The sequence below is a fragment of the Paenibacillus xanthanilyticus genome (assembly GCF_042682185.1).
Lineage (GTDB): Bacteria > Bacillota > Bacilli > Paenibacillales > Paenibacillaceae > Paenibacillus_Z > Paenibacillus_Z xanthanilyticus.
Genome location: NZ_JBHUHA010000001.1, coordinates 2798379 through 2825344, shown reverse-complemented (window position 1 = coordinate 2825344; position 26966 = coordinate 2798379). Strand labels below are relative to the sequence as shown.

At 52.5% G+C, this 26966-nt stretch carries 23 protein-coding genes; 21 read left to right on the top strand and 2 right to left on the bottom strand.

Annotated features, from left to right (window positions below):
* Positions 1 to 105: 105 nt before the first annotated feature.
* The 10 genes from ACFSKT_RS11915 to ACFSKT_RS11870 all read left to right on the top strand — a co-directional run bounded on the left by ACFSKT_RS11915 (position 106) and on the right by ACFSKT_RS11870 (position 8631).
* On the top strand, positions 106 to 675 hold the full coding sequence (locus tag ACFSKT_RS11915) for a hypothetical protein (RefSeq protein WP_377721230.1): 570 nt from the start codon (positions 106 to 108) through the stop codon (positions 673 to 675).
* A 77-nt stretch (positions 676 to 752) separates the two neighbouring features.
* The gene (locus ACFSKT_RS11910; protein WP_377721229.1) at positions 753 to 1640 is read left to right on the top strand and encodes a phosphotransferase enzyme family protein; all 888 of its coding nucleotides are present in this window, start codon (positions 753 to 755) and stop codon (positions 1638 to 1640) included.
* A gap of 235 nt (positions 1641 to 1875) precedes the next feature.
* The gene (locus ACFSKT_RS11905) at positions 1876 to 3162 is read left to right on the top strand and encodes an IS110 family RNA-guided transposase (protein ID WP_377721228.1); all 1287 of its coding nucleotides are present in this window, start codon (positions 1876 to 1878) and stop codon (positions 3160 to 3162) included.
* Between the two features lie 575 nt (positions 3163 to 3737).
* Positions 3738 to 3956 carry a hypothetical protein gene (locus tag ACFSKT_RS11900; protein WP_377721227.1) on the top strand — a complete coding sequence of 73 codons (219 nt, stop codon included), beginning with the start codon at positions 3738 to 3740 and terminating at the stop codon, positions 3954 to 3956.
* 413 nt (positions 3957 to 4369) lie between these two features.
* A complete protein-coding gene (locus ACFSKT_RS11895; RefSeq protein ID WP_377721226.1) occupies positions 4370 to 4933 on the top strand; it encodes a sigma-70 family RNA polymerase sigma factor in 564 nt (187 codons plus the stop codon).
* Positions 4923 to 5426, top strand: coding sequence for a DUF3600 domain-containing protein (locus ACFSKT_RS11890; RefSeq protein ID WP_377721225.1), 504 nt, complete (start codon positions 4923 to 4925; stop codon positions 5424 to 5426). The genes ACFSKT_RS11895 and ACFSKT_RS11890 overlap by 11 nt, the downstream gene beginning before the upstream one ends.
* 103 nt (positions 5427 to 5529) lie before the next feature.
* Positions 5530 to 5856 (top strand): hypothetical protein, encoded by a 327-nt coding sequence (locus ACFSKT_RS11885; RefSeq protein ID WP_377721224.1) that lies wholly within the window; start codon positions 5530 to 5532, stop codon positions 5854 to 5856.
* A gap of 496 nt (positions 5857 to 6352) precedes the next feature.
* Positions 6353 to 6934, top strand: coding sequence for a hypothetical protein (locus tag ACFSKT_RS11880; RefSeq protein WP_377721223.1), 582 nt, complete (start codon positions 6353 to 6355; stop codon positions 6932 to 6934).
* A gap of 329 nt (positions 6935 to 7263) precedes the next feature.
* The gene (locus ACFSKT_RS11875; protein WP_377721222.1) at positions 7264 to 8256 is read left to right on the top strand and encodes an aldo/keto reductase; all 993 of its coding nucleotides are present in this window, start codon (positions 7264 to 7266) and stop codon (positions 8254 to 8256) included.
* A gap of 21 nt (positions 8257 to 8277) precedes the next feature.
* Positions 8278 to 8631 carry a MerR family transcriptional regulator gene (locus tag ACFSKT_RS11870; RefSeq protein ID WP_377721221.1) on the top strand — a complete coding sequence of 118 codons (354 nt, stop codon included), beginning with the start codon at positions 8278 to 8280 and terminating at the stop codon, positions 8629 to 8631.
* 124 nt (positions 8632 to 8755) lie between these two features.
* Here the strand turns inward: ACFSKT_RS11870 and ACFSKT_RS11865 are convergent, their stop codons facing one another.
* Positions 8756 to 9382, bottom strand: coding sequence for a CBO0543 family protein (locus ACFSKT_RS11865; protein WP_377721220.1), 627 nt, complete (start codon positions 9380 to 9382; stop codon positions 8756 to 8758).
* 292 nt (positions 9383 to 9674) lie between these two features.
* Here ACFSKT_RS11865 and ACFSKT_RS11860 point away from each other — a divergent pair, with 292 nt between their 5' ends.
* Both ACFSKT_RS11860 and ACFSKT_RS11855 read left to right on the top strand, forming a co-directional pair.
* The gene (locus ACFSKT_RS11860) at positions 9675 to 10202 is read left to right on the top strand and encodes a histidine phosphatase family protein (protein WP_377721219.1); all 528 of its coding nucleotides are present in this window, start codon (positions 9675 to 9677) and stop codon (positions 10200 to 10202) included.
* A gap of 207 nt (positions 10203 to 10409) precedes the next feature.
* The gene (locus tag ACFSKT_RS11855) at positions 10410 to 11615 is read left to right on the top strand and encodes a winged helix-turn-helix domain-containing protein (protein ID WP_377721218.1); all 1206 of its coding nucleotides are present in this window, start codon (positions 10410 to 10412) and stop codon (positions 11613 to 11615) included.
* A 126-nt stretch (positions 11616 to 11741) separates the two neighbouring features.
* Here the strand turns inward: ACFSKT_RS11855 and ACFSKT_RS11850 are convergent, their stop codons facing one another.
* The gene (locus ACFSKT_RS11850; protein WP_377721217.1) at positions 11742 to 12431 is read right to left on the bottom strand and encodes a hypothetical protein; all 690 of its coding nucleotides are present in this window, start codon (positions 12429 to 12431) and stop codon (positions 11742 to 11744) included.
* A 240-nt stretch (positions 12432 to 12671) separates the two neighbouring features.
* Between ACFSKT_RS11850 and dgoD the strand changes: the two genes are divergently transcribed.
* From dgoD to ACFSKT_RS11805, 9 genes are all read left to right on the top strand, one after another.
* Complete coding sequence (dgoD, locus tag ACFSKT_RS11845; protein WP_377721216.1) at positions 12672 to 13820, top strand: galactonate dehydratase; 1149 nt, start codon at positions 12672 to 12674, stop codon at positions 13818 to 13820.
* 85 nt (positions 13821 to 13905) lie between these two features.
* Positions 13906 to 14676, top strand: coding sequence for an SDR family NAD(P)-dependent oxidoreductase (locus tag ACFSKT_RS11840; protein WP_377721215.1), 771 nt, complete (start codon positions 13906 to 13908; stop codon positions 14674 to 14676).
* Entirely contained in the window at positions 14673 to 15515 is an 843-nt protein-coding gene (locus tag ACFSKT_RS11835) for an MBL fold metallo-hydrolase (RefSeq protein WP_377721214.1), read from the top strand. The genes ACFSKT_RS11840 and ACFSKT_RS11835 overlap by 4 nt, the downstream gene beginning before the upstream one ends.
* 58 nt (positions 15516 to 15573) lie before the next feature.
* Positions 15574 to 17340, top strand: coding sequence for a hypothetical protein (locus tag ACFSKT_RS11830; protein WP_377721213.1), 1767 nt, complete (start codon positions 15574 to 15576; stop codon positions 17338 to 17340).
* A 419-nt stretch (positions 17341 to 17759) separates the two neighbouring features.
* On the top strand, positions 17760 to 18683 hold the full coding sequence (gene cysD, locus ACFSKT_RS11825) for a sulfate adenylyltransferase subunit CysD (protein WP_377721212.1): 924 nt from the start codon (positions 17760 to 17762) through the stop codon (positions 18681 to 18683).
* Between the two features lies 1 nt (position 18684).
* Positions 18685 to 20331 (top strand): GTP-binding protein, encoded by a 1647-nt coding sequence (locus ACFSKT_RS11820; protein WP_377721211.1) that lies wholly within the window; start codon positions 18685 to 18687, stop codon positions 20329 to 20331.
* A 128-nt stretch (positions 20332 to 20459) separates the two neighbouring features.
* Positions 20460 to 21848, top strand: coding sequence for an aminotransferase-like domain-containing protein (locus ACFSKT_RS11815; protein ID WP_377721210.1), 1389 nt, complete (start codon positions 20460 to 20462; stop codon positions 21846 to 21848).
* Positions 21849 to 21952: 104 nt separating this feature from the next.
* On the top strand, positions 21953 to 23266 hold the full coding sequence (locus ACFSKT_RS11810) for an MFS transporter (RefSeq protein WP_377721209.1): 1314 nt from the start codon (positions 21953 to 21955) through the stop codon (positions 23264 to 23266).
* Positions 23267 to 23478: 212 nt separating this feature from the next.
* Positions 23479 to 26874, top strand: a complete 3396-nt coding sequence (locus ACFSKT_RS11805; RefSeq protein WP_377721208.1) for a cadherin-like beta sandwich domain-containing protein — start codon at positions 23479 to 23481, stop codon at positions 26872 to 26874.
* Positions 26875 to 26966: the final 92 nt, after the last annotated feature.

Sequence of the window (26966 nt, the reverse complement as noted above, 5' to 3'; positions counted from 1 at the left end):
CGCCCCGTCTATTCCGCTCCTTGATGGGTCAATCGGAATGGCTTATAGTAGTGGAGCGTCACGATCGCATTCTTCTCTTCCTCTGGCACGGGGAGCGCAGGTATCATGAATGGAATGAACAATTTGCCGCTGCGGAAGTTTTTTATTTTACAAAAGGGGGATCGCATGGCGGGGAATATTCTCTATTACGTTTATAGCGGTTTTCTGTTAGTCGCTTGGATGGTCATTCTTGCGATTGTTGGGAAAATGAAGGGCTTCGCTGCGATCCCAAAAGCGCTGCTTCTCACAACACCTCTGGTTGTTTTAGGTGGATTTTACTATTGGAATTGGGATTTCAACAGTTATGTGAAAAGCTATTTGTTCTCCAACAAGGTTTATACCTGCGACGATAGCGAGGAACTATCGCATCTATCAATCCCACTACCGAGTAGAACGGTTCTTAAGGGAAAAGAGGATGGCTGTTCACCTTTTTACTCCACCTATGCGAATGAAAAAGCATTCACGGCGTTCTATGAAGAAGCATTAGCAGAAATGAAAAGCAGAAAGGATATTCAAGCCTTTCATGCCGTGGAGCAAGGTTTCTTGCTTGAACTTAGGTCAGGGTCTATAATCGATATCTCGCTGAACGAAGGCCATCAGTCCTTGTCGATTGACTACAAGCCGAAAAATAAATAGTGTCTTTTGCTGGAGTGGCACCCTATCGCAACAATATGAATTTTATAGCGCACAAAATTAGAGGGGGGGAATATTATTTGCTAGCTAAGATGTTCAGTAATTTTCCGAGTGATGAGGTGTTGGACCATTTCGGTTGCCAAGTGATCACTTCCCTAGGCGGAAGGACTAATCAGCATTGGCTTGTACACTGTAGGGGGGAATCCCTTGTATTACGGCTATGGTCTAAGGACGCGGATGATATCGAATATGAGGTGCGGCTGCTCAAAAGTATTGCTGCACTTGGGTATCCAGTTGCTCCTGTAATTGAAGGACCTGTGGTCTTGGGCGAACAAATATGGAGCCTCTTTCCATATCTTCAAGGCGATCCACCATCCATCGAAAATCCGATAGCGGAGCAGCGAGCACGTGGACGACTCATGGCTCAATTCCATGCGGATTTATCGGGACTTCGCGGATTCGGGCAACGTAAACCGTGGCGACGCTGCGAAGAGATTCTCGATGATCCGACAATAGACCGAATATTAACTAAAAACGAAAGAGAGAAGTCGGATGAAGTTCGTATTTTGCGATGGCACCTTAACCGGGCACGCGAGCGGATAAAGGGTCTGCAGCTTCGGAATAGAAGCGGCATCATCATACATGGTGATTTTACGCCGTGGAACTTACGCTTCCGAGAGGGTAAGCTTTCTGGGATACTTGATTTCGAACTAGCTCATTGGGATCATCGAATAGGAGATTTCGCTCTCTCATGGCGAGGGAAGTATGATGAAGTTGTATATGGGTACCATGAAGTGTCGCCACTTGACCCCGAAGAATGGGAGCTTCTTACACCATTATGGTGGGCAGGACTTATAGAGCTTGCATGTAAGCATATGGCGGAGGGAACTCAAGACGACGGATGGATCATGAAGAAATTAATGCAACGCTCTCCTTTGATGGGAAAGGATGCAGTGGATTTTCATTGAGGCTGCCGATGGGATTGATCGGCGTCCTATGATGCCCTAGCTGGCACGATAGCTGAATATCCTCGCAGCGGCAGCCGGTCAGCACGATCGGCTGTTTTTGTTGAACGAACGGGCAGCATTCCTATTATGAAGAAATACGAGGTTTGAGAATGAAAAAGACTCCTTGGTATGATGTTAATGGGTCCACGATGCTGGCCAGCGACCGGATCCAAAAACAAACCAAGGAGACTACAAGATGAATTCTACTCAAAATGAACGCATTAATCAAATCACTTCATCTACCTTAATTATCGGTGTGGACATCGCTAAATTCAAACATGTCGCTCGAGCACAAGACTACCGCGGAGTCGAGTTCGGGAAGCCTATTACGTTTGAGAACAACCGTGAAGGCTTTGAAATGTTCGTTGGCTGGTTCAGAAAGATTGCGACGGAGCAAGGATTCCAGGACGTCATCGTTGGGATGGAACCGACCGGTCACTACTGGCTGAACCTGGCCCATTTTCTAAGCGAGCTGCACGTTACGTGCGCTGTGGTTAATCCGCTCCACGTAAAGAAAAGCAAAGAGTTGGATGACAATTCGCCAACCAAGAACGACATCAAAGATGCTAAAGTCATCGCGCAGCTCGTCAAAGACGGAAGATACGCCGTACCTAACCTTCCCCGGGGCATCTATGCCGAACTAAGGGAAGCGATGAAAATTCGCGATCATCTGTCTACTGACTCGCGCGTAGTGCAAGGCCGCGTCCATAACTGGTTAGATCGGTACTTCCCAGAGTTTCTCACGGTGTTTAAGGATTGGGAATGCAAGTCCGCACGTCAAATACTCAGTCTTTGTTTGTTGCCACATGAGCTGGTTTTGGAGTCTGAGGAAGCCTTGCTGAGTCATCTCAGAAAGGTTGCCAAGCGAGGTCTCGGCATCGAACAAATGAGAGGTCTGAAAGCAGCGGCAAGCCGTTCTGTTGGTATACGAGAAGGGACCGCACTTGCAAAACTCGAACTGAGGTTGTTGTTAACGCAGTACGAGTTGCTTGAGAGTAAGTTTGAAGAGCTTGAGGCAAGGCTGGATGAGCTTTTGGGACAAATCCCACAGGTGAAGCAACTACTGGCCATTAAAGGAATTGGCCGGGACAGTATAGCCGGTTTCCTCTCTGAAATTGGCGACATTGAACGTTACCGGCATCCCAAACAGATCATTAAGCTTGCAGGCTTAAACCTCAAAGAAAACACGTCCGGTAAACACAAGGGTCAAACCAAGATCACGAAGCGAGGTCGTAAGCGACTGCGAGCGCTGCTATTTCGCGTGATGATGCCGCTTGTGGCAAAGAACCGAGCGTTTAAGGCCTTGCATCAGTATTACACCAAACGGCCAGATAACCCATTAAAAAAGATGCAGTCGCTCATTGCGCTTTGCGGCAAGCTGATTCGAATTCTCTTTGGTGTCTTGAAAAAAGGTCATCCGTTCAGTGAAGTAAAGATGTTGCAGGATATCCCTCAGTTTAGGGAAGTTTCGTTAGCAGCTTAAATTCATGCATTTCTTAGAAGACGAACGTTAGCGTAACAAAGGTACAAACAATTGAAGCACGGATGAGTCGGAACAGAACTATCATGCGGACGAAGATCCTGCCGGGCAGCATATCCGACCTCCACCTCATGGACAGGTTGAATGAAGGAATGTGGGAGCGAAGACTCTGTGAGACATGGGAGGGTTGACCTCCATGAGGCAATGTGGAGATCCAAAGGTGCGACCATAAATCTCCAGATCGACCACTTTTTTTAAGCCAGTGGTCTGGGTGGGTATGCTCTTTTTACTTTCTCCGCCTCATATTCTGCATCTTCTACAACCTTGTTCCATTCAGTTATTGTTTCGTACGGAAGAAAAACGTTCAAAATCTAAGAAAACAAGCGTATTTAAGAGGAAAGCGATTCTCCATAGAGGGAGTTTAACGCAACTTAATAGATGGATTTATGGTTCTCATCTGATACAATTTATCCCAGATGGTTTCACGGGTTAATGAAAAGCAGTAGTGTTGACTAATGGGAGACCAACACAAAAGAGGGGGAGTTTTGCAATAGTCTACTTTAGGAGGTGCTTTTTTTATGATGAAAGGCGTGACGAAGCCGCCCAAGTGGATATTATTTCTGGCTCTCGCCCTTGTTCTTACTGTTACCCTCTGCCTTACCATCCTATTCCTCGGTTCGTCCGAACCAATAGTAACCGAGATTCATGAAGTGCCTGGGAAGATGGAGATAAAAGTGTTGCCTGACAATGGACAGAGCGGGATTGGAAGAGCAGAAGTGAAGTGGCAAAGCCCGTAAGCGAAGAGCACAGCTCATAAATACGAACGGAGAACTGTAGCTTAATCAAGACATTGCCATTGCGCTAATTGAGAACGATAGCTCAACCAGAACAGGGAGCAGGCCGCCGCGGTGCTGCTCCTTTGCTCGTTGAAGTAACAGGTTAGTGTAATTTGAAAGTGGTGGAATGGTAAAGGTTCAAAGGGATAAGTTTGTGGGAGTATCATTGAAAACAAGGCCTTTAGCGACTGTGAACGCACATTTAATACCAGCTAAGCAAAACAGCCAGCAACCGGGAAACCGGCGGTTGGCTGTTTGGCGATTTACCTGGAGCATTCCCATCGAGTATATTCATAAATAATTTTATTCGCGTACTGAACCTTTTTCCCCGCGAGAGCGAATTAAGGGGTGTAACACGTCAGGGAGGGGCCCCCATGAATGATAAAGATTTACTTTCGTGGCTTGAACAAGCAACGTTAGGCGACGAATCGGCTTTCCAGCTCGTCTATCAGGCGACTCATCAAGACGTCTATCGAACGGTTGCTTTTCTCGTTTACAACAAACCGGACATTGAGGATATCGTGAATGAAATTTACATGCGCATGTGGCGCTCGTTTCACACGTACGACCCGAACCGGCCGTTCCGGTATTGGCTGCACGGGATCATCATACGTCAGGTCCAGGATTGGAAAAGAAAAGCCTGGCGGCGCATTCGCCTATTTGAACGGAACCGCCAGCTGACTTGCGAACCGCTCGAGTGGACGGATAGAGCCGTCCTGCAGTCCGAAATGCAGCACGATCTGTTCAACCTTGTCCGTCAATTGTCGTACAAACTACGCGTGGTCGTTATCCTGCGCTATTTTCACGACTATGCGCTGGAAGAAATCGCAGACATGCTGCAGATCCCCGTGGGCACCGTGAAATCCAGGCATCATTTGGCGATGAAAGAACTCCGGAAACGTTACGAAATGACGGGAGGCGACGCGTATGTCCATTGACAAGGAATTGCGTGAAGGACTCCGTCAGGCGGCAGATTCCATGCGCTGCCCACCCGATCTATATGGACGTGTCCAACAGTCCTATCAACATTATGTACACGAAAAGAGAGGTCGATCTCCTATGAAAAAACGCCTCCTGGCAGGCATTGTCGCGGCAGCAATCCTGATTCCTTCTGCCGTAGTTGCTGCTCCCTATCTGGCCGATGAGATTTTCGGTTCTTCTGCGACCATTGAACAGCACGGTGGTACGCAGGAAGATTATCAAGAAATTGAAGAAGCGCTGCAGAAAGCCAAAAGCAAGCTCACGGAAGACGAATTCAAGACGTATATGGAACTGAGCAAGCAGTTGATGCAATTAAAGCTGAAGATCACCGATGAAAATGGGATCAGACATGAGGAGAAGTTGACCAAAGAAGAGCAGCAGCAGTTTGAACAGCTTGCCTCCAAAATTGCCCCGTACTTCGAGAAGATAAACGGAACCCCAAAACCTTAGGAGGACCAGTGTTACCCTAAAGACCATAGAGCTGCCCCGAAAATTGCACTTAGCTCAGACCCAAAAAGGCAGCACGAATTCTATGATGCCCGTGAGGGCATGGATGGCTAGCGGGGGACTATGGCTCGAAGCCATCCAGGAGCAGTTTGCCCGCTGTGCAGCTGCTCCTTTTTGTCGTAGGGCTATCGGGCAGTTCGGTGATCTCGCAGACGGTATCCCGCAATTGGAGCTGAATGAAGGGGAACGCCACTTGCTGGGGTCAATCGGTGAAATTTATCATGAGCGCGTATTTGCGGCTCCTTCCAATGAGGTCGAAGCAGCAGCCATTTACGAGAAAATGATTAATGGTGAACGAATCGTACGAGTATTCTATGAAAATGATAATTTAGCCAACATTGACTTCCCTTATTCTCCGCAAGCACGTAGGTAGCATCGAAGGGCCGCTATGGAAGCATGAATTTAAGTTGCCATCCTCTCACGCCGACATGAAGCCGTTCCGGGTACTCGACAAATCGACGTTGATCATCAGATTGAAAACATCGCCGCGGCTTACGATGCCACTGAAAAGCCAATCATTGAAGCAATTGATGACTTGTACGGAGAAGGATTACCATGGTTAACGTATTTATAGTCGTTATCAATTCACGCAAGAAAGTTAGTTAAATAAAGACACGATGGCAGCCGATTATGATCGGCTGTTTTTGCATGCGGCAGATGGCCAACGGATGTGCAAGGTTGTTGGAGGTACATCGCTGCTTTACGACGATATGTTGGTCAGGAGGATGTCAATCGTGCTCTTGATAGGGGCCGCGGAACTGAACGAACGGGTAGGATAATCCCAATTATGTTAATATCAAGTTTGTATAGTTTTATTAGATTTGGAGAGCTATTCGGTGCGATCGGCGGCTTCAAAAGGGGTTGAAAAGATGAAAAATGACGATAGGAACTGGACCGTGTTATTTGTTGGTGGAGCATCCGGAATAGGTAAATCAAGTATTGCTTATGAAATTGGCCGACATTATGGTGTGAATGTGATGGAGGTGGATGATGTTCACCTATCCGTAAAAACAGTGACAACAAGGGATCATTTTCCGGCCATTCATTATTTTGATAGCGGTAGTGATTGGAAAGATCTTGGGGTGAACGGTAATGTAAATTGGTTGATTGATGTAAGCAAGGAAATGGTTCCCGTATTAAAAGAAATCGCAAAAAGGCATATTGAGGATAACGTACCGATTATTATTGAAGGTGATTTTATTTCGCCCGAGCTGGCAGCATCTTTCGATCGTGCAGAAGTGAAATCGATATTTATCCAGGAATCCGACAAAAATCAAATCGTACAGAATTATTTAGCAAGAGAAGGCGGCGAACTTCAAGAATTCAGAGCGGAAATAAGCACGTCCTATAATAATTGGATCGCGGAAACTTGTAAAAGTAACGGCATGAAGTTAATTGAATCGCGACCTTGGAATACTGTTCTAAACAGAACGATATACGCACTAAGATAACGGCACCCCCGAATTCGACACCGACAAAGCAGCAGCCGGCCACACAGACCGACTGCATTTCTTATAGCGCTAACGGGGGAACTATTGCTAAATGAATACAGCGGCAGCCGGTCACAGATCGGCTGCCGCTGTTCATTGAAGGAACCGGCAGTTGACCTCCAATAGGTGGTTTAATATGAAATATAATTTCGGCAGTTTACGTTAAAGACGCTCAACTAAGGATTACAAAAGCGATTGACTTGGAGTGAACTCCAAATGCAATAATATCGAATATCAGCTTCAAGATCATGTTTCACAACAAACCAAAGGGAATGAGAGGCATTGACGAAATGGAATATACGAAGCTTGGAAATACCGGGTTAGATGTATCTCGCCTTTGTCTGGGCTGTATGGGGTTTGGTAGGGCAGCTCAGGGGTTGCATCAATGGGTGCTTGATGAGGAGCATAGTCGGCCGGTCATAAGAAAGGCTCTTGAACTGGGGATCAATTTTTTTGACACGGCGAATGTATATGCTGGAGGGACAAGCGAAGAGATTGTTGGCCGGGTGCTTAAGGATTATGCGCATCGAGATGAAATTGTCATTGCGACAAAGGTTTATTCACGTATGCATGCCGGTCCTAATGGTGCCGGTCTTTCACGAAAGGCAATTATGAGTGAAATTGATAAGAGCCTCAAGAGACTAGGAACCGATTATGTGGACTTGTACCAAATTCATCGATGGGATCCCAATACGCCCATCGAAGAAACGATGGAAGCTCTTCATGATGTTGTGAAGGCTGGTAAAGCCAGGTACATTGGCGCTTCCGTTATGTATGTATGGCAGTTTATGAAGGCGCAGCATGCCGCCGAGAAAAATGGCTGGACCCGATTTGTATCGATGCAGAACCATTATAACCTTATTTATCGTGAAGATGAGAGGGAAATGCTGCCGCTTTGTAAGGAAGATAAAATTGGCGTAATTCCGTTTAGTCCGCTCGCATCAGGAAGATTGACACGCGATTGGTCGGAAACAACGACCCGTTCTGAAACCGATCAGGTTCAAAAAGCCAAATATGATGCGACTGCAGACACCGATCGATTAGTTGTAGAGCGAGTGGCGGCCATTGCGGAAAAACGCGGTGTTCCCCGTGCTCAGATCGCGCTTGCCTGGATACTGCAGAAAGAACCAGTAACAGCCCCCATTATCGGCGCTACGAAAATATCGCATCTCGAAGATGCAGCAGCAGCGCTTGCGATTGCGTTAACGCCAGAAGAAATTTCGTTTCTGGAAGCGTCATATGTACCTCACCCTGTATATGGATTTAATGTCGGATTTAATTGATAGGGACGGTGAAAAACTCCAATGCTCATTGCAGAAGTTAGCGAAAAATACGACATATCGCCGGATACACTCCGTTATTACGAGCGCATCGGGGTTATACCACGTGTAAATCGTAATAAAAGCGGAATCAGGGATTATACGGAAGAAGACTGCAGATGGGTCGAACATGTAAAATGTATGCGAGGTATCGGTCTTCCCATTGAAGGTTTAATTGAGTACGCGGGGCTTTATCAGCAAGGTGATGATACCATAGGCGCACGGAGAGAACTTCTAGCCGAGCAGCGTAAGCAACTGCTAACCAAAATAGAAGAGATGAATCAAGTGTTAGCGCGTATGAACGAGAAAATTGAAAGATATGATCAGTCATTGCGCTAACGTAGGAAGGCTAACTCCATACAAAAAACAAGCAGCCGATCAAATTGGACCGGCTGCTTGTTCTTTTAATCAAAATCGTGCCCACACGGCATGTACGGGGAAAGCTGTCGATCGCACCGATCGTTCAGTGCCGCGCACGTCCGCCGCTAGCTTTGTAGGAAGGGGTATAGCGGATTCTCCTCGTGTCATCCTGCTGGTTGAGTTTGACGAAGGCATCTAGCACGAGCTTAGCCAAGACAGAGCCCGTAAAGTAATTCACGAACATGATCCCGTAGTTGAAGCCGCGATACATGTTAAACAGATCCAGCCACATGAGGATCGGATGGATAATAAAAACGAATACCGCGGACACGCCAGCCGCGCACAGATAATAATTGATCCGTTTGCCGGACTGCCACTGGTACATCAGCATGAATCCAACAGGGATCATGGAGCTGGTCAGCGTGAAGCTGGTGGGCAATGCCGGGATCGTTTTGTACGGATAGGACCAGAACCCATAGTTCGTACCGATAGCGTCTACATAGAGGCCAAGCACATGAATGGCAAAACCGTAAAAGCCGATCTGATACACCCGCCTGCGGTCTAACTTGAAGTAGAGAATCACGAGCGGAACGATCAGCAAAACAACCGTCAGCCAGAATTGCCACGAATCCAAGGCAGAGTATTTTAACCAATAGTGGATGGAGTCCAGGTTCGTCTCGCGGTAGCTTTGAATAATGTGATCCAGTTCTTTTTTCTGTTCGCCATTCATGGTGTCAGCTCCTTTACCCCTATGTTTCCCAACTCTTGGCAGCAGTATTACAACGCCATTCGCGTAAAGGATGCATGGTTGTCACAAACGGATGAGGTGCTTCGTTGCGCAGGGGAATGCGGTTTGGGATCGAAGCGTCGTGTTGCAGAAAGCCTATCAAGAAGCGGCCGCAGCGGCCGCAGCGCTCACTGAATCTGGCGCGTGAAGGAAAGGGCATCAGCCGCCGCGGTGATCTATCTTGTTCCAATTTGTGGTATATTGGGGGAAATGATAGACCAAGGAGGGCTTTCGCTTGATTTATGTCGTACGCCATGGTCAAACGAATCTAAACAAAGAAGGAAAGCTTCAAGGCAGGAGGGGGCTGCCCCTAAATGATACGGGAGTCGAGCAAGCCAAGCTGCTGAGAGAGAGACTTGAACCTATAACATTCGATTTCATCTATGCCTCTCCTCAAGAAAGAGCGATCCAAACCGCAGAAATCGCTACGGGCATGACACCCGTGATAGACAACCGACTAGATGTATTTGATTTGGGCGAGGCCGATCTGTTAAAAAGAGACGAAGTCCGCATGAACGGCATCGTGCCGGACGCCAAGATCTATAAAGGAGTGGAGGAGATCCCCAACTTTATCCATCGAATCTTCTCCTTTCTGGAGGAGCTGCAGGCTAGGCATGGAAACAGCGGTAAAAATATATTCATATCCGGACACAGATGCACGACAGGCTGCATCGGCGCTTATTTTGAAGGAATCCCCCATGACGGCAACCTATTGCGATATTCATCCGGTAACGGAGAATACAAAGTCTATTCGCTATCATAACTTGTCCGCAGCTGCACATGCTGAGCTTTGGATTACGGCCCCCGCCTCATCATCGGGGCTTTTTTTGTTTGGTTAACGCGGGGACGAAATCAAGTTTCGGGGAAGAAAGGCGCAATAGCTCTTGTGTTTGTGCGCAAGCAAATGGTAACATTTTACGGGAACATGTGTTTGTTGGGTGTGTTTTCCAATGACGAAGGGGGAATCGGAATGGTGGATAGGATCCAATTGACCAACCGCCAGGCACGGCAATTTCTGCTATTGAAGCACGGGTTGTTGGGCGACTATCGTTTTACCGGAAAGCAGGGCGTCATGGATTTCGTGCGGCAGGTCGGCTGCATTCAATACGATCCCATCGATGTGTGCGGAAAAAACGCCGAGCTGGTGCTGCAGTCGCGAATCAACGGATTTACGAAGAACATGCTCGCCGAACTGCTGTATCAAGATCGAATGCTGGTCGATTATCCCGACAAAAATTTGGCCATTATCCCCGTTGAGGACTGGCCGTATTTTGAGCGGTACAGGCAGGCCGCGAGGCAGCATGCCGAGCGCTATCCCGAAATGGAAGCGTTGATCGAGCAGGTACGAGCCCATATCCGCAATCACGGTGTGCTAAGTTCGGATGATCTAACGTTGGACGGTCAATTCGCTTGGCAATCGGCCATCCACTGGAGCGGGGGCAACAATTCCTCCCGGTCGGTGCTGGAGCAGATGTACTCGACAGGCGAATTGATTATCCATCACAAAAAAGGAACGCGCAAATATTACGATATCGCGGAGAAGCACGTCCCGCCGGATCTGCTGAATGCCCCGGAGCCGCTGGAGAGCGAGCTTGACCATTACAAGTGGCGGGTACTGCGCCGAATCGGCGCCGTTGGCCTGCTGTGGAATCGCGCATCCGATGCCTTGCTGAACATATGGGGACTGAAAGCGGAGCAGCGCAACGAGGTATTCCGCCAATTGCTGCACGAAGCTCGCATTGTGGCTGTTGCCGTGGAACATCTGAAGGATCCCCTTTATTGCCGCGTGGAGGACTTGCCGCTTATTGAAACCGTCCTGCAAGATCCTACGCCCAAATGGCGCTGCGAGCTGATTGCCCCGCTCGATAACTTCATGTGGGACCGGAAATTGATCCGCGAATTGTTCGGATTCGATTACACCTGGGAGATTTACATACCTGCAGCCAAACGGAAATTCGGCTATTATGTGCTGCCGCTCCTATACGGGGAACGCTTCATCGGACGAGCCGAGGTAATCGCGGAGCGAAAATCCGGGACGCTCGTAGTTAAAAACATCTGGTACGAGAACGACATCAAGCCAACCAAGCCATTGCGAACAGCCGTGGACCATTGTATCCATAGATTCGCCTTATTCAACGGATGCGAGACGATATCGACAGCGTCTATGAACGGATAGTTCGGCGGTAGTTCGGCGGTTCAAGCGCGGGCCCTGGCGATTCTCGCTCCCCTGTCTCAACGGGTTAGGGAGCAGGCCGCCGCGGCAGTCGCTCCCCTTTTGTGAATCGGATGGAACTAGACTGCCTTATTTTTTACGCTTGCGAGAGGCAATTCTCTTCTTTAGGACGGTTTTCCGGCCGAATCGAAGAATGCGGTCGATTTGATCGTAAGCAACGAAAAACACGCCTTGCTGGTTGCCAAGCCCGAACAAATTGAAATTTTGGGGATGGAGCCGGATTTCGTATCGGAATAGCTCGTCGAAGCCCGCTGCGATCGTTTTGACGCGCAGCTGTTTGCTCGAGCCCCCGCCTCGTACCGAGATCGAGGTCTGGTCCGCCAAGTTGTAACCAAGCTGTTCTTTCAGTCCATCGCCGATGCCGATCTGATTGAAGGTATAGGTCTGGTCGGGAATGACAAGCACGCGCTCCGTCGAGACCGGTTTTCTTCGAATTCGGATGATCTTCGCCACACTGTCATACGTGAAGGCGTATCTCGCTCCGCTTCTAAGCCGCAGCTGTTGAACGACATTCGGACTGGCATCAAACGCGTTGTAGTTACACTCGAACGTTCCTTCGGACTCGCGTACAATGACCTTCACGCGGGTGTTTCCCCGAACCAACGTAACTTGGGTCAGGTTCGGGATGGCGTCCACGTCGAAGCTGGATTGCGGAGCCCCGCCGCAATGCACGAACTGTATTTCATTCCGATTGCCGTACTGCTGACTGAAATCAATCCCGCCCCGCACGATAGCCTTTGCTTGTACTCTTTTTCTCAAGCGTCTCACTCCCCACTGCTAGAATAGGATATGCTATGAAAACTCCGGGTGATCAGCATGGTTGCTTTGCCTGAACCGATGGCCCAATTCGAGGTACCGCTGATAGTAGAAAGTAGAATGATCCGCTAGAGAGTCGACAAAATAAGTGCCGTTCTGCTGTATAATGCGACAAACAAATAGTAAGGGAGGGACTATAATGAAAGCGTTTAATTGAGAAAAGACGAAGGTGATGATCAGGCGATGAAAATCAAAAGCTACGAGACGTTTATCGTACCGCCGCGCTGGCTGTTCCTGAAGATCGAAACGGATGAGGGGATCGTAGGGTGGGGCGAACCGATCGTGGAGGGCAAAGCGCATACCGTTCAAGCCGCCGTGGACGAGCTCATGGACGCGTTGATCGGCCGCAATCCATTGCGCATCGAGGACCATTGGCAGGTGATGTACCGCGGCGGCTTCTACCGGGGCGGCGCCATTCTCATGAGCGCGATCGCCGGCATCGACCAGGCGCTGTGGGATATCAAAGGGAAATATTACAATGCGCCGATTCATGAATTGCTCGGCGGGGCTTGCCGCGATACGATGCGCGTCTATTCGTGGATCGGCGGGGACCGCCCCGACGATGTAGGCCGGGCGGCGCTGGAGAAGAAGCAGGCGGGCTTCACCGCCGTGAAGATGAATGCCACGGAAGAACTGCAGTTCATCGATTCCTACGAGAAGCTCGATCGGGTGGTGGAACGGGTAGCTGCCATTCGGGCGTCGGCGGGGCCGCATTTCGGCATCGGCGTCGATTTTCACGGGCGCGTCCATAAGCCGATGGCGAAGGCGCTGGCCAAGGCGCTCGAACCTTACCGGCTTATGTTTATCGAAGAGCCCGTGCTGCCGGAGCACAATGAGGCGCTTCGGGATATCGCGATGCATACGAGCACGCCGATCGCGACCGGCGAGCGGATGTTCTCCCGATGGGATTTCAAGGCGCTGCTGCAGAGCGGGTACGTGGATATTATCCAGCCGGATTTGTCGCATGCGGGCGGCATTACGGAATGCAAGAAAATTTTCGCGATGGCGGAAGCCTACGATGTCGCCGTGGCGCCGCACTGCCCGCTTGGACCGATTGCGCTCGCCGCCTGTCTGCAGGTCGACGCGACCGCCTATAATGCCGTGATTCAGGAGCAGAGCTTGGGCATTCATTACAACGCGAACAACGACCTGCTGGATTATTTGACAGACCCCACCGTATTCGACTACCACGACGGGCATGTCCGGATTCCGAGCGGCCCCGGCTTAGGGATAGCGGTGGATGAGGACGTTGTTCGCAAAATGGCGCAAACTGGTCATCGCTGGCGGAATCCGCTGTGGAGACATGCGGACGGAACGGTGGCGGAATGGTGAGGGCTCCTGTTCGTCATCCGCGATAACGGGTAGTTGATGGTAGAGCGATTGCAAAGCGAGCGTACATAGAAAGGTGGCGGAAAGCGTGGGAAGCCGGCTGAAGGGCAAAGTCATCGTCATCACGGGCGGGACGAAGGGCATCGGCAAAGGAATCGCATTGTTGTGCGCGCAAGAGGGTGCTACGATAGTGCTTGGCGGGAGGAATGAAGAGGACGGCGCGCGCGTCGTCCGGGAGATTGAAGCGTCCTATCATGGAGAGGCGGTGTTCGTTCAAGGGGACATCAGCCGGGAAGCCGCATGCAAGCAGCTCATCGAGGAGGCGGTGCACCGGTACGGCCGACTCGACGGGCTGGTCAACAACGCGGGCATATTCCCGCGAGGCTCCATGACGGATACGACGGAGGAGCTGTTCGACTCGATTTTTGCCGTCAATATCAAGGGCGCCTTCTTCTGTTCTAAGCATGCCATCCAGGCGATGCGGCAATCCGGCGGAGGCTCCATCGTTCATATCGGCTCGACGAACGGCTACAAAGGCCCGAAGGATTTGGCCGCGTATTCCAGTTCCAAGGGGGCCATGCTGACGTTGAACCGCCACATTGCGGCCCATTACGGCGAAGACCGCATTCGCTCGAACTGGATTACCGTCGGCTGGGTGGCCTCGGATGGGGAGATCGAACTTCACCAAAGCAATGGCGTTAGCCCGGCGGAGCTGCGGAAGCGGGCAGCGTCTCATATTCCTTCCGGCCGCATGCAGACGCCGGAGGATATCGGGTATGGCGCCGTCTATTTATTATCGGATGAATCAAGCCAAGTGACCGGCACCGAGCTGCACATCAACGGAGGGATAGGGTTATGACGAACAAACCGCATACACGGATCGGAGAAGCGCTGATCCGCGAGATTGACGAGACTCGCGTACCGCATGGTATGCTGGCGATCTGGTTTTTGGGCCAATGCAGCATCGTCGTGAAAGGAGGGGATACGGTCATCTACATTGACCCGTACTTGTCCCCGTCGCCGCATCGGGCCTTCGAGCCGCCGATGACGCCGGAACACATGACGAACGCGCACTATGTATTGATTACCCACGAGCATATGGATCATTTGGATTCGGATACGATCGCGGCGCTGGCCAAGACGCATGGCGACACGGTATATATGGCGCCGGGATATTGCCGGGATACGATGCTGGGGCTCGGCGTTCAACCGGACAAGCTGATCGGCGCTCAGACGAATGCGTGGTGGGAGGGCCCGGGCTTCCGGATCAAGCCGCTGCCCGCCGCGCATGAGGAGCTGGAGTATGATCCTGAACTCGACCATCGGTTCGTAAGTTACGTGATCGAACTGAACGGCGTGACCCTATACCACGCCGGAGATACGATCGTCTACCCCGGGTTGATCGAAGCGCTGCAAGCCGAATCGATCGAGCTGGGCTTGCTGCCCATCAACGGGCGCGACCCGTTCCGCAATGCGATGGATATCGTGGGCAATATGAATTACCGGGAAGCGGCGGAGCTCGCGGTCGCGGCCGGATTCGATACCGTCATTCCGCTGCATTACGATATGTTCGCCGGCAACTCGGAGCACCCGGGTTATTTCGTCGACTATCTGTACGATCGGTATCCGACGCAGAAGAGCCATGTCATGGCGCGGTTCGAGCGGTATGTATACGTGGCTGCCGCGGCATTGCGTTAACATGCATCGTTTTCATTGGGAGCAGGAGCAGCTGCAAGGGTGGTTGGAAAGTCAGCCCATGCCTGCAAGCAGGCTCTATGCGAGCTCGGCATGGGGCGGGCGTATCGATTGGGCCGCGATCGGGGCATCTCCGAGCTATGACGAGATGAAGCAGGAGCTGCTGGAGGAAGGAAGAAGGCTTGCGGATCGGCCGATCCCCGAACTGACGCAGGAGCTGTACGGCCTGTTCGAGGCGACTGGGAACCGGCTGGCGTACGAGGGCGTCTATTTCGAGCGGCGCCGCCGTCTGACGACCTTCGCGCTGCTGAATTTGCTTTTCCCGGAGGAGCCTTCCTACGCGCAGCACTTAGAAGAAATCATCGCATCCATCCTGGACGAAACGACGTGGTGCCTGCCCGCGCATATGCAAGGACAGTCGGTCGACCGCGCCATCGACCTGTTCGCGGCCGAGACGGGCTTCGCGCTGAGCGAAGTCGCGGCGCTGACCGGCCAGCGGCTGCCGCGGGAGCTCTCGGACGCGATGAAGGCGCAAGTAAACCGCCGCCTATTCGACCCGTACTTGGGCCGCGGTCCCTATCATTGGGAGACGGCGGACCATAACTGGGCGGCCGTGTGCGCCGGATCCATCGGGGCGGCCGCGCTGCTGATCGAGCCCGACGCGGCCCGAAGAGCGGCGATGTGCGCGAAGGCGGTCGGCACGATGAATCATTATTTGTCCGGCTTCGGTGAAGACGGCGCTTGTCTGGAAGGACCCGGGTACTGGAATTATGGCTTCGGCTACTATGTCTATTTCGCCGATCTGCTGCGCCGCGCGACGGACGGGCGCGCGGACTTGTTCGAGGATGGGAAAGTGAAGCGGATTGCGCTGTTCCAACAGCAGTGCTACCTGTCGGGCAACCGGCCCGCCAATTTCTCGGATGCGATGCCGCGCGTCAACGTCCACCTGGGGCTCTCGGATTATTTGGCCGCCGTGTACGAGGACATGGAGCATCCGCCTCTCGCGGTCCGGGCCGCCTTCCTGGACGATCATTGCGCGCGCTTCGCCCCGGCGCTGCGGAATGTGATCTGGTTTCGGCCGGAAGCGCCAAGAGGCGCGGACTGGCAGCCGGGCAGTTGGTATTTGTCTGACGCGCAATGGATGATCTCGCGCCGCGCGGCCGATGCCGGGACGTTCGGCTTCGCGGCCAAGGGCGGCACGAATGACGAGCCGCACAATCATAACGACGTCGGGCATTTCATCCTGCTCGCGGATGACGATCCGGCCTATGCCGCGGATCTAGGCTGCGGCGAATATACGGCGGGGTATTTCGGCGCGGACCGATACGCGTACGATTGCGCCGGTGCCCACGGGCACTCGCTCCCGACGATCGACGGACGTCTTCAGGCGTCCGGCGCGGCGAGCCGCGCGGTTGTGCTCGAAGCGTCGACGAGCGAGCTGGAAGACCGCTTCGTCCTCGAGCTGGCGGCTTGTTACCCATCCAGCGGATTAGCTTCGCTTCAACGAAGCTTCCATTGGGTCAAGTCTAGTCCTCCGCAGCTGACGCTGATCGATACGTACGAATTCGCAGAATATGCCAAGCCAATTACGGAATGCATCGTCACCCGCTGCCAGCCGCGGATTCTCGCGGACGGCCGAATCACGCTTGCAGGCACGCGGCACACGGCCATCCTGGAATATGAGGCGGGCGTGTTCGAGGCGGCTGTGGAGGAGCGGATGTTCGCGAACCATTATGGAGTGCAGGAGCGCTATTATCGCCTCCAGCTGATCGCCAAACCGAGGACAAGCAAGCAGTTCACGGCGGAGCTGAGATTTGTTTTTCAGTAGAAGGGGAGAACGGCTATTCCGAACCGAACAGGACCGTCAAGTCGAGCTGACTTGACGGTTTTTGTCGTTCGAAGACGCAGGATAGAGGGGGTGAATTGTCGTTTTCAAAGAGGCGGTTATTGTACATGGTACTTTTTATCTGCATAATGAATCTAATGGTGTTACCAACGACTTGGGCTAGCGCTGACCTTCGGGTGATCTGAACGCCGCCGTTGTCTTTTCGATTTCGCCCATGCTTTTTCCTAAAATGGAATTATGTTTAGGCAGACTTTGGGGCGGTTTCGTCCCCGCTTTTCGATAAAATCACATCCTCGAAAAATACAAGAAATTGTTTATTCCACTTTGCTAAAAAGTGAAAATCTGATACGATATAGGATATAGTCTATAGATTTAGTAAGGATTAAAGGGAGGCACTTTTCATGGACAAATTGACGCTTGATTCCATAGATGCAACCACACATCTGGATCAACTCGAAGCGGAAGCGATTTACATTATTCGAGAAGTAGCGGCGGAATGCGAAAATCCCGTCATGCTGTACTCCATCGGTAAGGATAGCTCTGTGATGCTGCATTTGGCGCTGAAAGCATTTTATCCGGAGAAGCCGCCATTTCCTTTCCTGCATATCGATACGACGTGGAAGTTTAAAGAGATGATTGAATTCCGCGACCGCAAGGCGAAAGAGTTCGGCATCAAAATGCTGGTTCACTCCAATCAGGAAGGAATCGAGCAAGGCATCAACCCGTTCGAGCACGGCTCCTCCTACACGGATATTATGAAAACCCAAGCCCTGAAGCAAGGCTTGGATAAGTACGGATTTACGGCTGCCTTCGGCGGCGGAAGACGTGATGAAGAGAAGTCGCGCGCGAAAGAGCGGATTTTCTCCTTCCGTAATAAGAATCATGCCTGGGATCCGAAGAATCAGCGGCCAGAAATGTGGAAGCTGTTCAACACCCGAATCAATAAAGGCGAAAGCATTCGCGTCTTCCCGATTTCCAACTGGACGGAAAAAGATATCTGGCAATACATTCGCAGAGAGAACATTGATATTGTCCCCCTCTACTTTGCGAAAGAACGGCCTGTCGTCGTTCGCGATGGCCAGATGATCATGGTGGATGATGAGCGGATGAAGCTCGAGTCCCATGAGAAGATTGAGATGAAGAAGATGCGGTTCCGCACCTTAGGCTGCTATCCGTTGACTGGCGGCGCCGAATCCGAGGCGGACACGCTGGATGCGATCATCGAGGAGACGCTCGGCGCGGTATCCTCCGAACGGACAACGCGGGTGATTGACCAGGAAGAAGCGGGAAGCATGGAAAGACGTAAACGGGAGGGCTATTTCTAAGATGAAGAGTCTGCTTAAATTTATTACGTGCGGAAGCGTCGATGACGGCAAATCCACCTTGATCGGCCATATGCTGTATGAGGCGAAGCTCTTGTTCGCCGACCAGGAGAGAGCGCTCGAGCTGGACAGCAGGCTGGGCAGCCGCGGCGGCAAAATCGACTATTCCTTGCTTCTTGACGGACTGCTTGCGGAACGCGAGCAGGGGATCACGATTGATGTGGCGTATCGATATTTTACGACGGATCACCGTTCGTTCATCGTAGCGGACACGCCGGGGCATGAAGAATATACGCGCAACATGGCCGTGGGCGCATCCTTTGCGGATCTTGCCGTTATTCTGGTGGACGCCACCAAAGGGATCATTACGCAAACGAAACGCCATACCCGGATTTGCGCCCTCATGGGGATCAAACATCTGGTGTTGGCCGTGAACAAAATGGATTTGGTGGATTTCGACACGAAGAAATTCGATGCCATCAAAGAAGAATTCGCCCGCATCACGACCGAATTCCGGTTTGAGAGCATTCAGGTGATTCCGGTTTCGGCGACAGAAGGGGACAATATTACGACGAAATCGCCGAATACGCCTTGGTATGAGGGTCTTCCTTTGCTGCCGTATTTGGAGAATGTCGATGTTCATGCAAGCGACGACGATAAGCCGTTTATGATGCCTATTCAACGGGTATGCCGGCCGGATCACACATTCCGCGGATTCCAAGGCCAGGTTGAAGCCGGCAGCATCGCGGTTGGCGATGAACTGACCATTCTGCCTAGCCGTGAGAAGGCGAACGTCAAACGTATTTTAGTCACCGATCAAGACCGCAATGCGGCTCATGCCGGACAACCTGTCACGATTCAATTGGATCGGGAAGTCGACGTTTCACGCGGCTGCGTGTTTACGAAGGACGATCAGATTCAAGAAGCGGACAGCTTCAGCGCCACGATTCTGTGGATGGACGATTCTGTCCTGACGCCGGGCAAAAACGTGCTCGTGAAGGTCGGCACGAAGGTTCTTCCCGGTACGGTAACGGCCATCAATTATAAAATCGATATTAATACCGGCAGCACGGTTTCGGCCGACCATCTGGTTAAGAATGAATTGGCGAAATGTGAATTTTCGTTATCGGACGGCATTGTGTTTGACGCGTTCGATCGAAATAAAAGCATCGGCGGTTTTATTCTCATCGATCGTGTCACGAATATGACATCCGCTTGCGGCGTCATTGACGAGGCTCTTCAAAGCGCTAACCAGGTCGTCCGTACGGATACGGAGGTTACCCGAGAGGTTCGTGCCCAGCAAAAAGGTCAGCAGCCATTAACGATCTGGCTTAAGGGATCTTCCGTAGACAACACGGCGATTGCGAAGGAAGTCGAAAAACGGTTGGTGGCAAGCGGCTATCATACGATGCTTCTTCATAACCAGTCTGGAGAATCGGTGCGGCAAACCGCGGCTTATGCCACCTTGCTGAACGATGCGGGACTTCTTGCAGTAGTGTCGTCCAGCGCCGCGAACGACAACGACCAAGCGATCGCGCAAGAAATCATTGGTCAGGCCTTTTTGCCAATCGAGGTGACAAACGGCTCTTCGATCGAGGAAGCGGCCAAAGATGCCGTGAAGCGTGTTTTAAAAGCTCTTATTCAAGTCTAGTTGCATGACACGCTCCGAGCACTGCGTTAGCGCAGTGCTCTTTTTTTTGCTGATTAGTCGATGAGACCGAGGTTATAATGGAGGCAGAAGCGATATTATCACGAGCCCGATGAAGAAGGATGCGGATCATGCCGGTAAATTCCTATGACAACTCTCCCATGAGCTGGAAGCCGTCGATCGATAGAACCCGGAAACCGATTTACAAGACACTCGCCAATCAATTGCAGCAGGATATCTTGGACGAGGTGCTGCTGCCCGGAACCAAACTTCCCTCGCAGCGCGAGCTGGCCGATTATTTAGACTTGAATTTGAGCACCATCTCCAAGGCGTTCAAGCTGTGCGAACTGAAAGGCTTGTTAAGCGCGTCAGTCGGAAGCGGAACATACGTCGCGTACGATGCGTTATCGAATGCCTACTTGCTGGAAGACGCGAAGCCGGCGCATTTGATCGAAATGGGCGCCACGCTGCCCGATCGGGTTTCCTACGAGCCGCTGATGGTTCAACTGCGAAGCATGGTGCAAGAGACGGATTATGAAAAATGGTTTGGTTATGGCCGGCCCGGCGAGAGCCTCTGGCAAAAGGATGCGGCGATCAAGCTCATCCGCAGAGGCGGGCTGGAAACAACCGCGGATCAGATTCTGTTTGCCAATGGCAGCCAAAATGCGATTGCGGCCGCGCTAGCAAGTCTGTGCAAGCCCGGAGACCGCATCGGCGCCGATACGCATACGTATCCCGGCTTGAAGACGGCCGCGGCCATGCTTAGCGTGCAAATCGTGCCGATCAAATCCGAGCACGACGAAATGACTCCAACGGCCTTGGAGCATGCGTGCAAGAATGACCATATTAAGGGCGTGTACTTGATTCCGGATTACCATAATCCGACGGCCGGCACGATGTCGGCAGCGACTCGCCAGAAGATTGCGGCCGTGGCCCGGACGTATAATCTATTCATGCTCGAAGATGCGTCGTATAGTCTTCTAAGCGAAAATCCGCTTCCTGCCGTCGCCTTCTTCGCGCCGGAGCAAGCCGTCTATATCGCGAGTTTGTCCAAAACGATCGCGCCGGGGCTGCGGCTCGCTTATGCGGCGGTGCCGAGCCAATATAAGGAGCGCATGGCCAAGGCGCTCTATAATTTGAACGTGTCCGTCTCGCCGCTGCTTGCGGAGCTGGCCGCGCGCACGATCGTGTCGCATCAATTGGAAGCCTTGATCGAGGGTCATCGGCAGCAGAACATTCGCCGCAACCAAGCCGTCAATCGCTATTTGGGCGATTATGCGTGCGCGGGCGCGGATACGGGCATCTTCCGCTGGCTGCGTTTGCCGGGCGGCATTACGGGCGCCGAATTTGAAGCGTTGGCCGCACAGCAAGGGGTGCAAGTCTATGCGGCTGACCGATTTGTAGTGGGGAACAGTACGCCGGAGCGGGCAGTAAGGATTGCCGTCTGCGCGCCGGAGACGGTCGAAGAGCTGGAGGAAGGGTTATCGATCCTTCAAGGTTTGCTGCGCGAGCTCGCATAAAATTGTTTGCCATACAATTATAATATTGTATGGTTTTTTTGTGCGTGATATGATGGGTCAAATCTTGTTGCAACGGATTGGCAGAGCGTAAGGGAGGTGGCGGCTTGTCGAATCAGACGGCAGTTGGAAAAGCGAAATCGGAAACGAGGGACGAATCGCTAAGGAAGGCGATCGATTCCCCGGAGAAACGGCGTCATTTGTATAAAAGAACGATGATCATCGTCATTGCTTCCCAAATTTTCGGCGGGGCGGGCTTGGCCGCGGGGATCACGGTAGGGGCGCTGCTTGCGCAGGACATGCTCGGCACGGACGGCTATGCCGGCATTCCGATCGCCTTGTCTACGCTAGGCTCTGCCGCCGCGGCGTTCCTCGTCGGCCGCTTGTCCCAGCGCTCGGGGCGGCGCATGGGCTTGGCGGCGGGTTTCATCGCCGGCGGACTTGGCGCCGCGGGCGCCGTCCTCGCGGCGATCATCGACAGCATCCCGCTGCTCTTCGTATCGCTGCTCGTGTATGGAGCGGGCTCCGCGACCAATCTGCAGGCCCGATACGCCGGCACGGATCTGGCGCTCCCGACACAGCGGGCCAAGTCGATCAGCGCCGCCATGGTCTTCACGACGTTCGGCGCGGTAGCCGGGCCGAATCTCGTCAAGCTGACCGGCCGGTTCGCCGAATCGATGGGGGCGCCCACGCTGTCGGGCCCATTCATGTTGGCGGCTGCCGCTTATATTGCCGCAGGCGCGGTGCTGCTCGTATTCCTTCGTCCGGATCCGTTGCTCGCGGCCAAAGCCATCGCGGAAGCGCAGGCCGACCAAGCGCTTCGGCACGGCGCGCCGCAATCGCAAGCGCAGCCGACGGAAGTCCGCGTGAATAAACGGGGAATAGCGGTCGGAGCGTCGGTCATGGTATTAACCCAAATCGTCATGACCGCCATCATGACCATGACGCCGGTTCATATGCAGCATCACGGACACGGACTGGGCGAGGTTGGCATCGTAATCGGGGTCCATGTCGCGGCGATGTTCCTGCCTTCGCTGCTCACCGGCGTTCTCGTCGATAAGTACGGACGATTGCCGATGTCTTACGTTTCCGGGGTGACGCTGCTATTGGCCGGGCTGCTCGCCGCATTCGCGCCCGGCGATTCCATGGTTCTTCTCCTGCTCGCGCTTGCGCTGCTTGGATTAGGATGGAATTTCGGCTTGATTAGCGGGACGGCCGCGATCGTCGACGCCGCGCCCCCGCACGTTCGCGCGAAGACGCAAGGCGCGGTGGACGTGCTGATCGCGCTGGCCGGCGCGTCCGGCGGCGCATTGTCCGGCATGGTTGTGGCGCATTCGAGCTACTCGACGCTGTCCTTGGCCGGCGGCGTGTTGTCCTTGCTTCTGATCCCGATCGTACTGTGGTCGCGGAGGAAGGCGTGATGATGTATTCCTATGCTGCTGCCGCAAATGAATAAGTAATCGAGAACCCATGTCTATTTACGAGACTTGGGTTTCTTTTGTTTATAATCCATAAGCTATGCATCTATTAGTTGGTTTTGGCGAGAATTCTATATCTCTATATACATGGAAGTATAGTATAATCGTAATGATACTTTGACAACAGGTTGAAAACCATCTAGAGGAGCAAAAAAATGAAAAAAAATGTAAAACGTTTCTCGTTATTTTTATTGGCGGCATTGATGCTGGTAACGGGATTTGCGCAGCAAACCTTCGCTTATCAGGAAGTCTTGGTCTCAAACGGGTTCGGGATCGCCTACCATGGCGGTAATATGTACGTGACCGAGGGCCAACAAATAACGAAAATAACGGAGAGCGGGAACAGAGGATATAGAGAGCCTATAGCGAACGGCTTTGTCGGCCTTCTTAGCCTGACCTTCGATTCCGGATATTTGTATTATTCGATCGATAACAATCGGCATATCTATCGCATCGCCGAGACCGATCTGGCGAACGGGCTGCTCAACGTGGCTTCGAATGCCGACAAAGTAACGGCCGTCGTCGATATGGGCGTATATCCCGCAACGGGCAACGCGATGACGGTTTTTGGCCTCGACTTCGACTCGCAGGGCAATTTCTATTTCGTATTGGGGAGCTTCAAGGAGATTTACAAGATTAACAAAGAAGATATGACTAACTTCCCGATCGATATGCGCGACGCAACGAAAGTCAAACATCTCGGCACGCTCCCGGACTCGATCCAATCAGCCGGCGATATCGCCTTCGATTCCATGGATAACCTGTATTTCTTGGGGTGGCTGGACAATGGATATTATAAAGTGCCGCATGCCGATCTGACAGATGACCAAATCGACTTCAGTCAAGTAACGAAGCAAGTCGTTGCAGATCGGATGACGGGTATTGCTTTCATGCCCGGGGATAAATTGGCCTATACCCAGAACGGGCAGAAGCTGATCGTGGAAGACCGCGCCCCGGTGGCCAGCAACGTGACGCTTACGGGCGATGCGGCGGTGGGGTCCGCGTTGACGGCATCGTATACATATAGCGATTTTGAAGGTGCCCCGGAGTCGGGCTACTCGACGTATAATTGGTACCGCGCGGATGACAGCGCCGGAACGAATAAACAGCTTATCTATACGCTTAACAGAAGTTTGACGTATGTGGTCACGAACCAGGATAAAGGCAAGTACATCGGTTTCGAAGTGACGCCGGATACGTTGGTCGGAACCCGGAGAGGACAGCCGGCGGCCAGCAATTATGTCGGTCCCGTTCCGCTTTATTCCAATAATGCGGATTTAGAGAAAATCGATATGACCACCGGCACGTTAAGCCCCGGATTCTCTTCCAGCGTAACGGAATATACGGTGCATGTCGGCTATCCGACGACAAGCGTTACCCTGACTCCGACACCGGAGGATGCAAACGCCGAGATCACCATCAACGGGGAGTCGGTCACTTCCAAGACGATCGACTTGAATGTAGGATCTAACCTGGTCACGATTGTCGTAACGGCTGAAGACGGGACGACGCAGCGCACGTATTTGGTTACATTCGAGCGGGCCGCGCCTTCCGCCGACGCGGATCTGATCCATTTGGCCATTAGCGAAGGGACGCTCTCCCCTGCATTTGCTCGCGGAACGTTGTCTTATGCCGCTAGCGTTGGGACCACGGTTACCGACGCAGATGTGACGGCTACGGTAAGCGATGCCGCATCGACATTAACGATCGAAGGCAGAGCGGCGGCGAGCGGTGTTCCGGTGAACGTACCGTTAAACGTAGGCGTGAATATGATCGACGTCATCGTCGCGGCGCAAGACGGCACGACGCGGAACGCGTATACCGTCGAAATTACGCGCGCGGCGCCATCCGCGAATGCGGATCTGATCAACCTTGCGATAAGCAAAGGAACCCTGTCGCCTGCGTTCGCGGCGGCAACCTCATCCTACGCCGCGAGCGTGGAGCATGCGATCGCGAACGTGGACGTTACGACGACGGTTGCCGATGCCACGGCGACGCTGACGGTCAATGGTTTGCCTGCATCAAGCGGACAAGCGGTCAATATTCTTTTGGCGGTGGGCCCGAACCCGATTTCGGTCGTCGCGACCGCACAGGACGGAACGACCAAGACTTACACGGTAACGGTCACGAGAGCGGCGGCCGCAGCCCCGTCCGTACCGACGAACGATACGCCGTCGAACACAACCGAGGAAGTGACAGTGATCGTCGAAACCGGCCAACTGGGCGATAGCAAGGATATTTCGACGGCGACCATCCTTCGTACCACGGACGAACGCGGACAAAAATCGGACGACATCACCTTCGGTCTGAATAAAGCCATCGAAACGGTAGAGAAAACGATACAGTCCAACCAAAAAACGGCGCGCATCGTCATTCCGGATGCCAAAGACGAAGTCAAACAAGTCGATGTCAAGATTCCGCAGGTCTCGACGAATGAACTGACGAATGCGGCACTGAACCTGGAATTGTACACGGAGAACGTGAGAATCATTTTGCCGTCTTCTTCCATGGAAGGATTCGAGAAGGATATCTATTTCCGCCTCGTTCCCATTAAAGAAAAAACGAAGCAGCTTGAAGTCGAAGAGCGCGCAAAGGTAGAAAAAGTGGTAAAAGAAGCGGCGGGAGACAAGAAGGTTGAAGTGGTCGCGCGTCCGATGACGATCGAGACGAATCTGACGAGCAGACCCGTGAATCTGATCTTGCCTCTCCGAGATGTGCAACTTCCAACCGATGCGAAGGAAAAGGAAGCGTTCTTGAACGATCTCGTGGTATTCATTGAACATAGCGACGGAGAACGAGAGCTGGTGAAGCCCGAGGTTGTCGAATATAAACCGGGTCAACTCGGGTTGGCATTCGGCGTAACGAAATTCAGCACGTTCACCATTCTGAACATGGAGAACTGGGAAGAATACTTGAGCGAACAGGAAGCGAAAGCAGGATCAAAGCAATCCCACCAAGCGTATGTGGTTGGGCTGCCTGACGGAACGTTCGGACCGGAGAAAAGCGTGACCCGCGCCGAAATCGCGGCACTCTTGGCACGTACGAGCACGACGATGGCAAGCAACGGATCCGCGGGGAACTTCCAGGATGTATCGCGCAGCTATTGGGCATCCAATGTGATCCGGCAAGTCGCGGCCGCGGGTTGGATGAAGGGATATACGGACGGCGCGTTTGCTCCGGACCAAGCGATTACGAGAGCGGAGATGGCGGCGATTATTTCGCGTTTGCTTCAATTAAGCGGAGAGAATCAGGCATTCGCCCTATCCGACATCAAGGAAAACTGGGCTGCGAAAGACATTTTGCTCGTGGAGAAGGCCGGCTTCATGAAAGGGATGCCTACGGGGGAATTCCAGCCGAATAAAGAACTTACCCGAGCGGAGACGGTAGCCATTTTTAATCGAATTCTAAATCGGGGCCCGCTTTACGGAATCAATACCCCTTCTTGGAAGGACGTCTCTACGCAACACTGGGCATTCAGAGAGATTGAGGAAGCTTCGGTGAACCACGATTATAAGATCGGTTTAGATGGCAAAGAGCAGTTCATCAACTGATTTTCAAGGATGCGGGTGCGAGGGTGATGCCTCGGGCGCCGGACGGATCTGAGAGAGGCCTATGCGCACGCGCGCATAGGCCTCTTCATTTA

Coding starts and splice junctions, on each gene's coding strand:
- ACFSKT_RS11915 (WP_377721230.1), top strand. CDS start 106: ATGAATGGAATGAACAATTTGCCGCTGCGGAAGTTTTTTATTTTACAA.
- ACFSKT_RS11820 (WP_377721211.1), top strand. CDS start 18,685: ATGAAGAGTCTGCTTAAATTTATTACGTGCGGAAGCGTCGATGACGGC.
- ACFSKT_RS11805 (WP_377721208.1), top strand. CDS start 23,479: ATGAAAAAAAATGTAAAACGTTTCTCGTTATTTTTATTGGCGGCATTG.
- cysD (WP_377721212.1), top strand. CDS start 17,760: ATGGACAAATTGACGCTTGATTCCATAGATGCAACCACACATCTGGAT.
- ACFSKT_RS11855 (WP_377721218.1), top strand. CDS start 10,410: ATGGTGGATAGGATCCAATTGACCAACCGCCAGGCACGGCAATTTCTG.
- ACFSKT_RS11885 (WP_377721224.1), top strand. CDS start 5,530: ATGGCTAGCGGGGGACTATGGCTCGAAGCCATCCAGGAGCAGTTTGCC.
- ACFSKT_RS11835 (WP_377721214.1), top strand. CDS start 14,673: ATGACGAACAAACCGCATACACGGATCGGAGAAGCGCTGATCCGCGAG.
- dgoD (WP_377721216.1), top strand. CDS start 12,672: ATGAAAATCAAAAGCTACGAGACGTTTATCGTACCGCCGCGCTGGCTG.
- ACFSKT_RS11875 (WP_377721222.1), top strand. CDS start 7,264: ATGGAATATACGAAGCTTGGAAATACCGGGTTAGATGTATCTCGCCTT.
- ACFSKT_RS11890 (WP_377721225.1), top strand. CDS start 4,923: ATGTCCATTGACAAGGAATTGCGTGAAGGACTCCGTCAGGCGGCAGAT.
- ACFSKT_RS11865 (WP_377721220.1), bottom strand. CDS start 9,382: ATGAATGGCGAACAGAAAAAAGAACTGGATCACATTATTCAAAGCTAC.
- ACFSKT_RS11870 (WP_377721221.1), top strand. CDS start 8,278: ATGCTCATTGCAGAAGTTAGCGAAAAATACGACATATCGCCGGATACA.
- ACFSKT_RS11880 (WP_377721223.1), top strand. CDS start 6,353: ATGAAAAATGACGATAGGAACTGGACCGTGTTATTTGTTGGTGGAGCA.
- ACFSKT_RS11905 (WP_377721228.1), top strand. CDS start 1,876: ATGAATTCTACTCAAAATGAACGCATTAATCAAATCACTTCATCTACC.
- ACFSKT_RS11900 (WP_377721227.1), top strand. CDS start 3,738: ATGATGAAAGGCGTGACGAAGCCGCCCAAGTGGATATTATTTCTGGCT.
- ACFSKT_RS11895 (WP_377721226.1), top strand. CDS start 4,370: ATGAATGATAAAGATTTACTTTCGTGGCTTGAACAAGCAACGTTAGGC.
- ACFSKT_RS11830 (WP_377721213.1), top strand. CDS start 15,574: ATGCCTGCAAGCAGGCTCTATGCGAGCTCGGCATGGGGCGGGCGTATC.
- ACFSKT_RS11815 (WP_377721210.1), top strand. CDS start 20,460: ATGCCGGTAAATTCCTATGACAACTCTCCCATGAGCTGGAAGCCGTCG.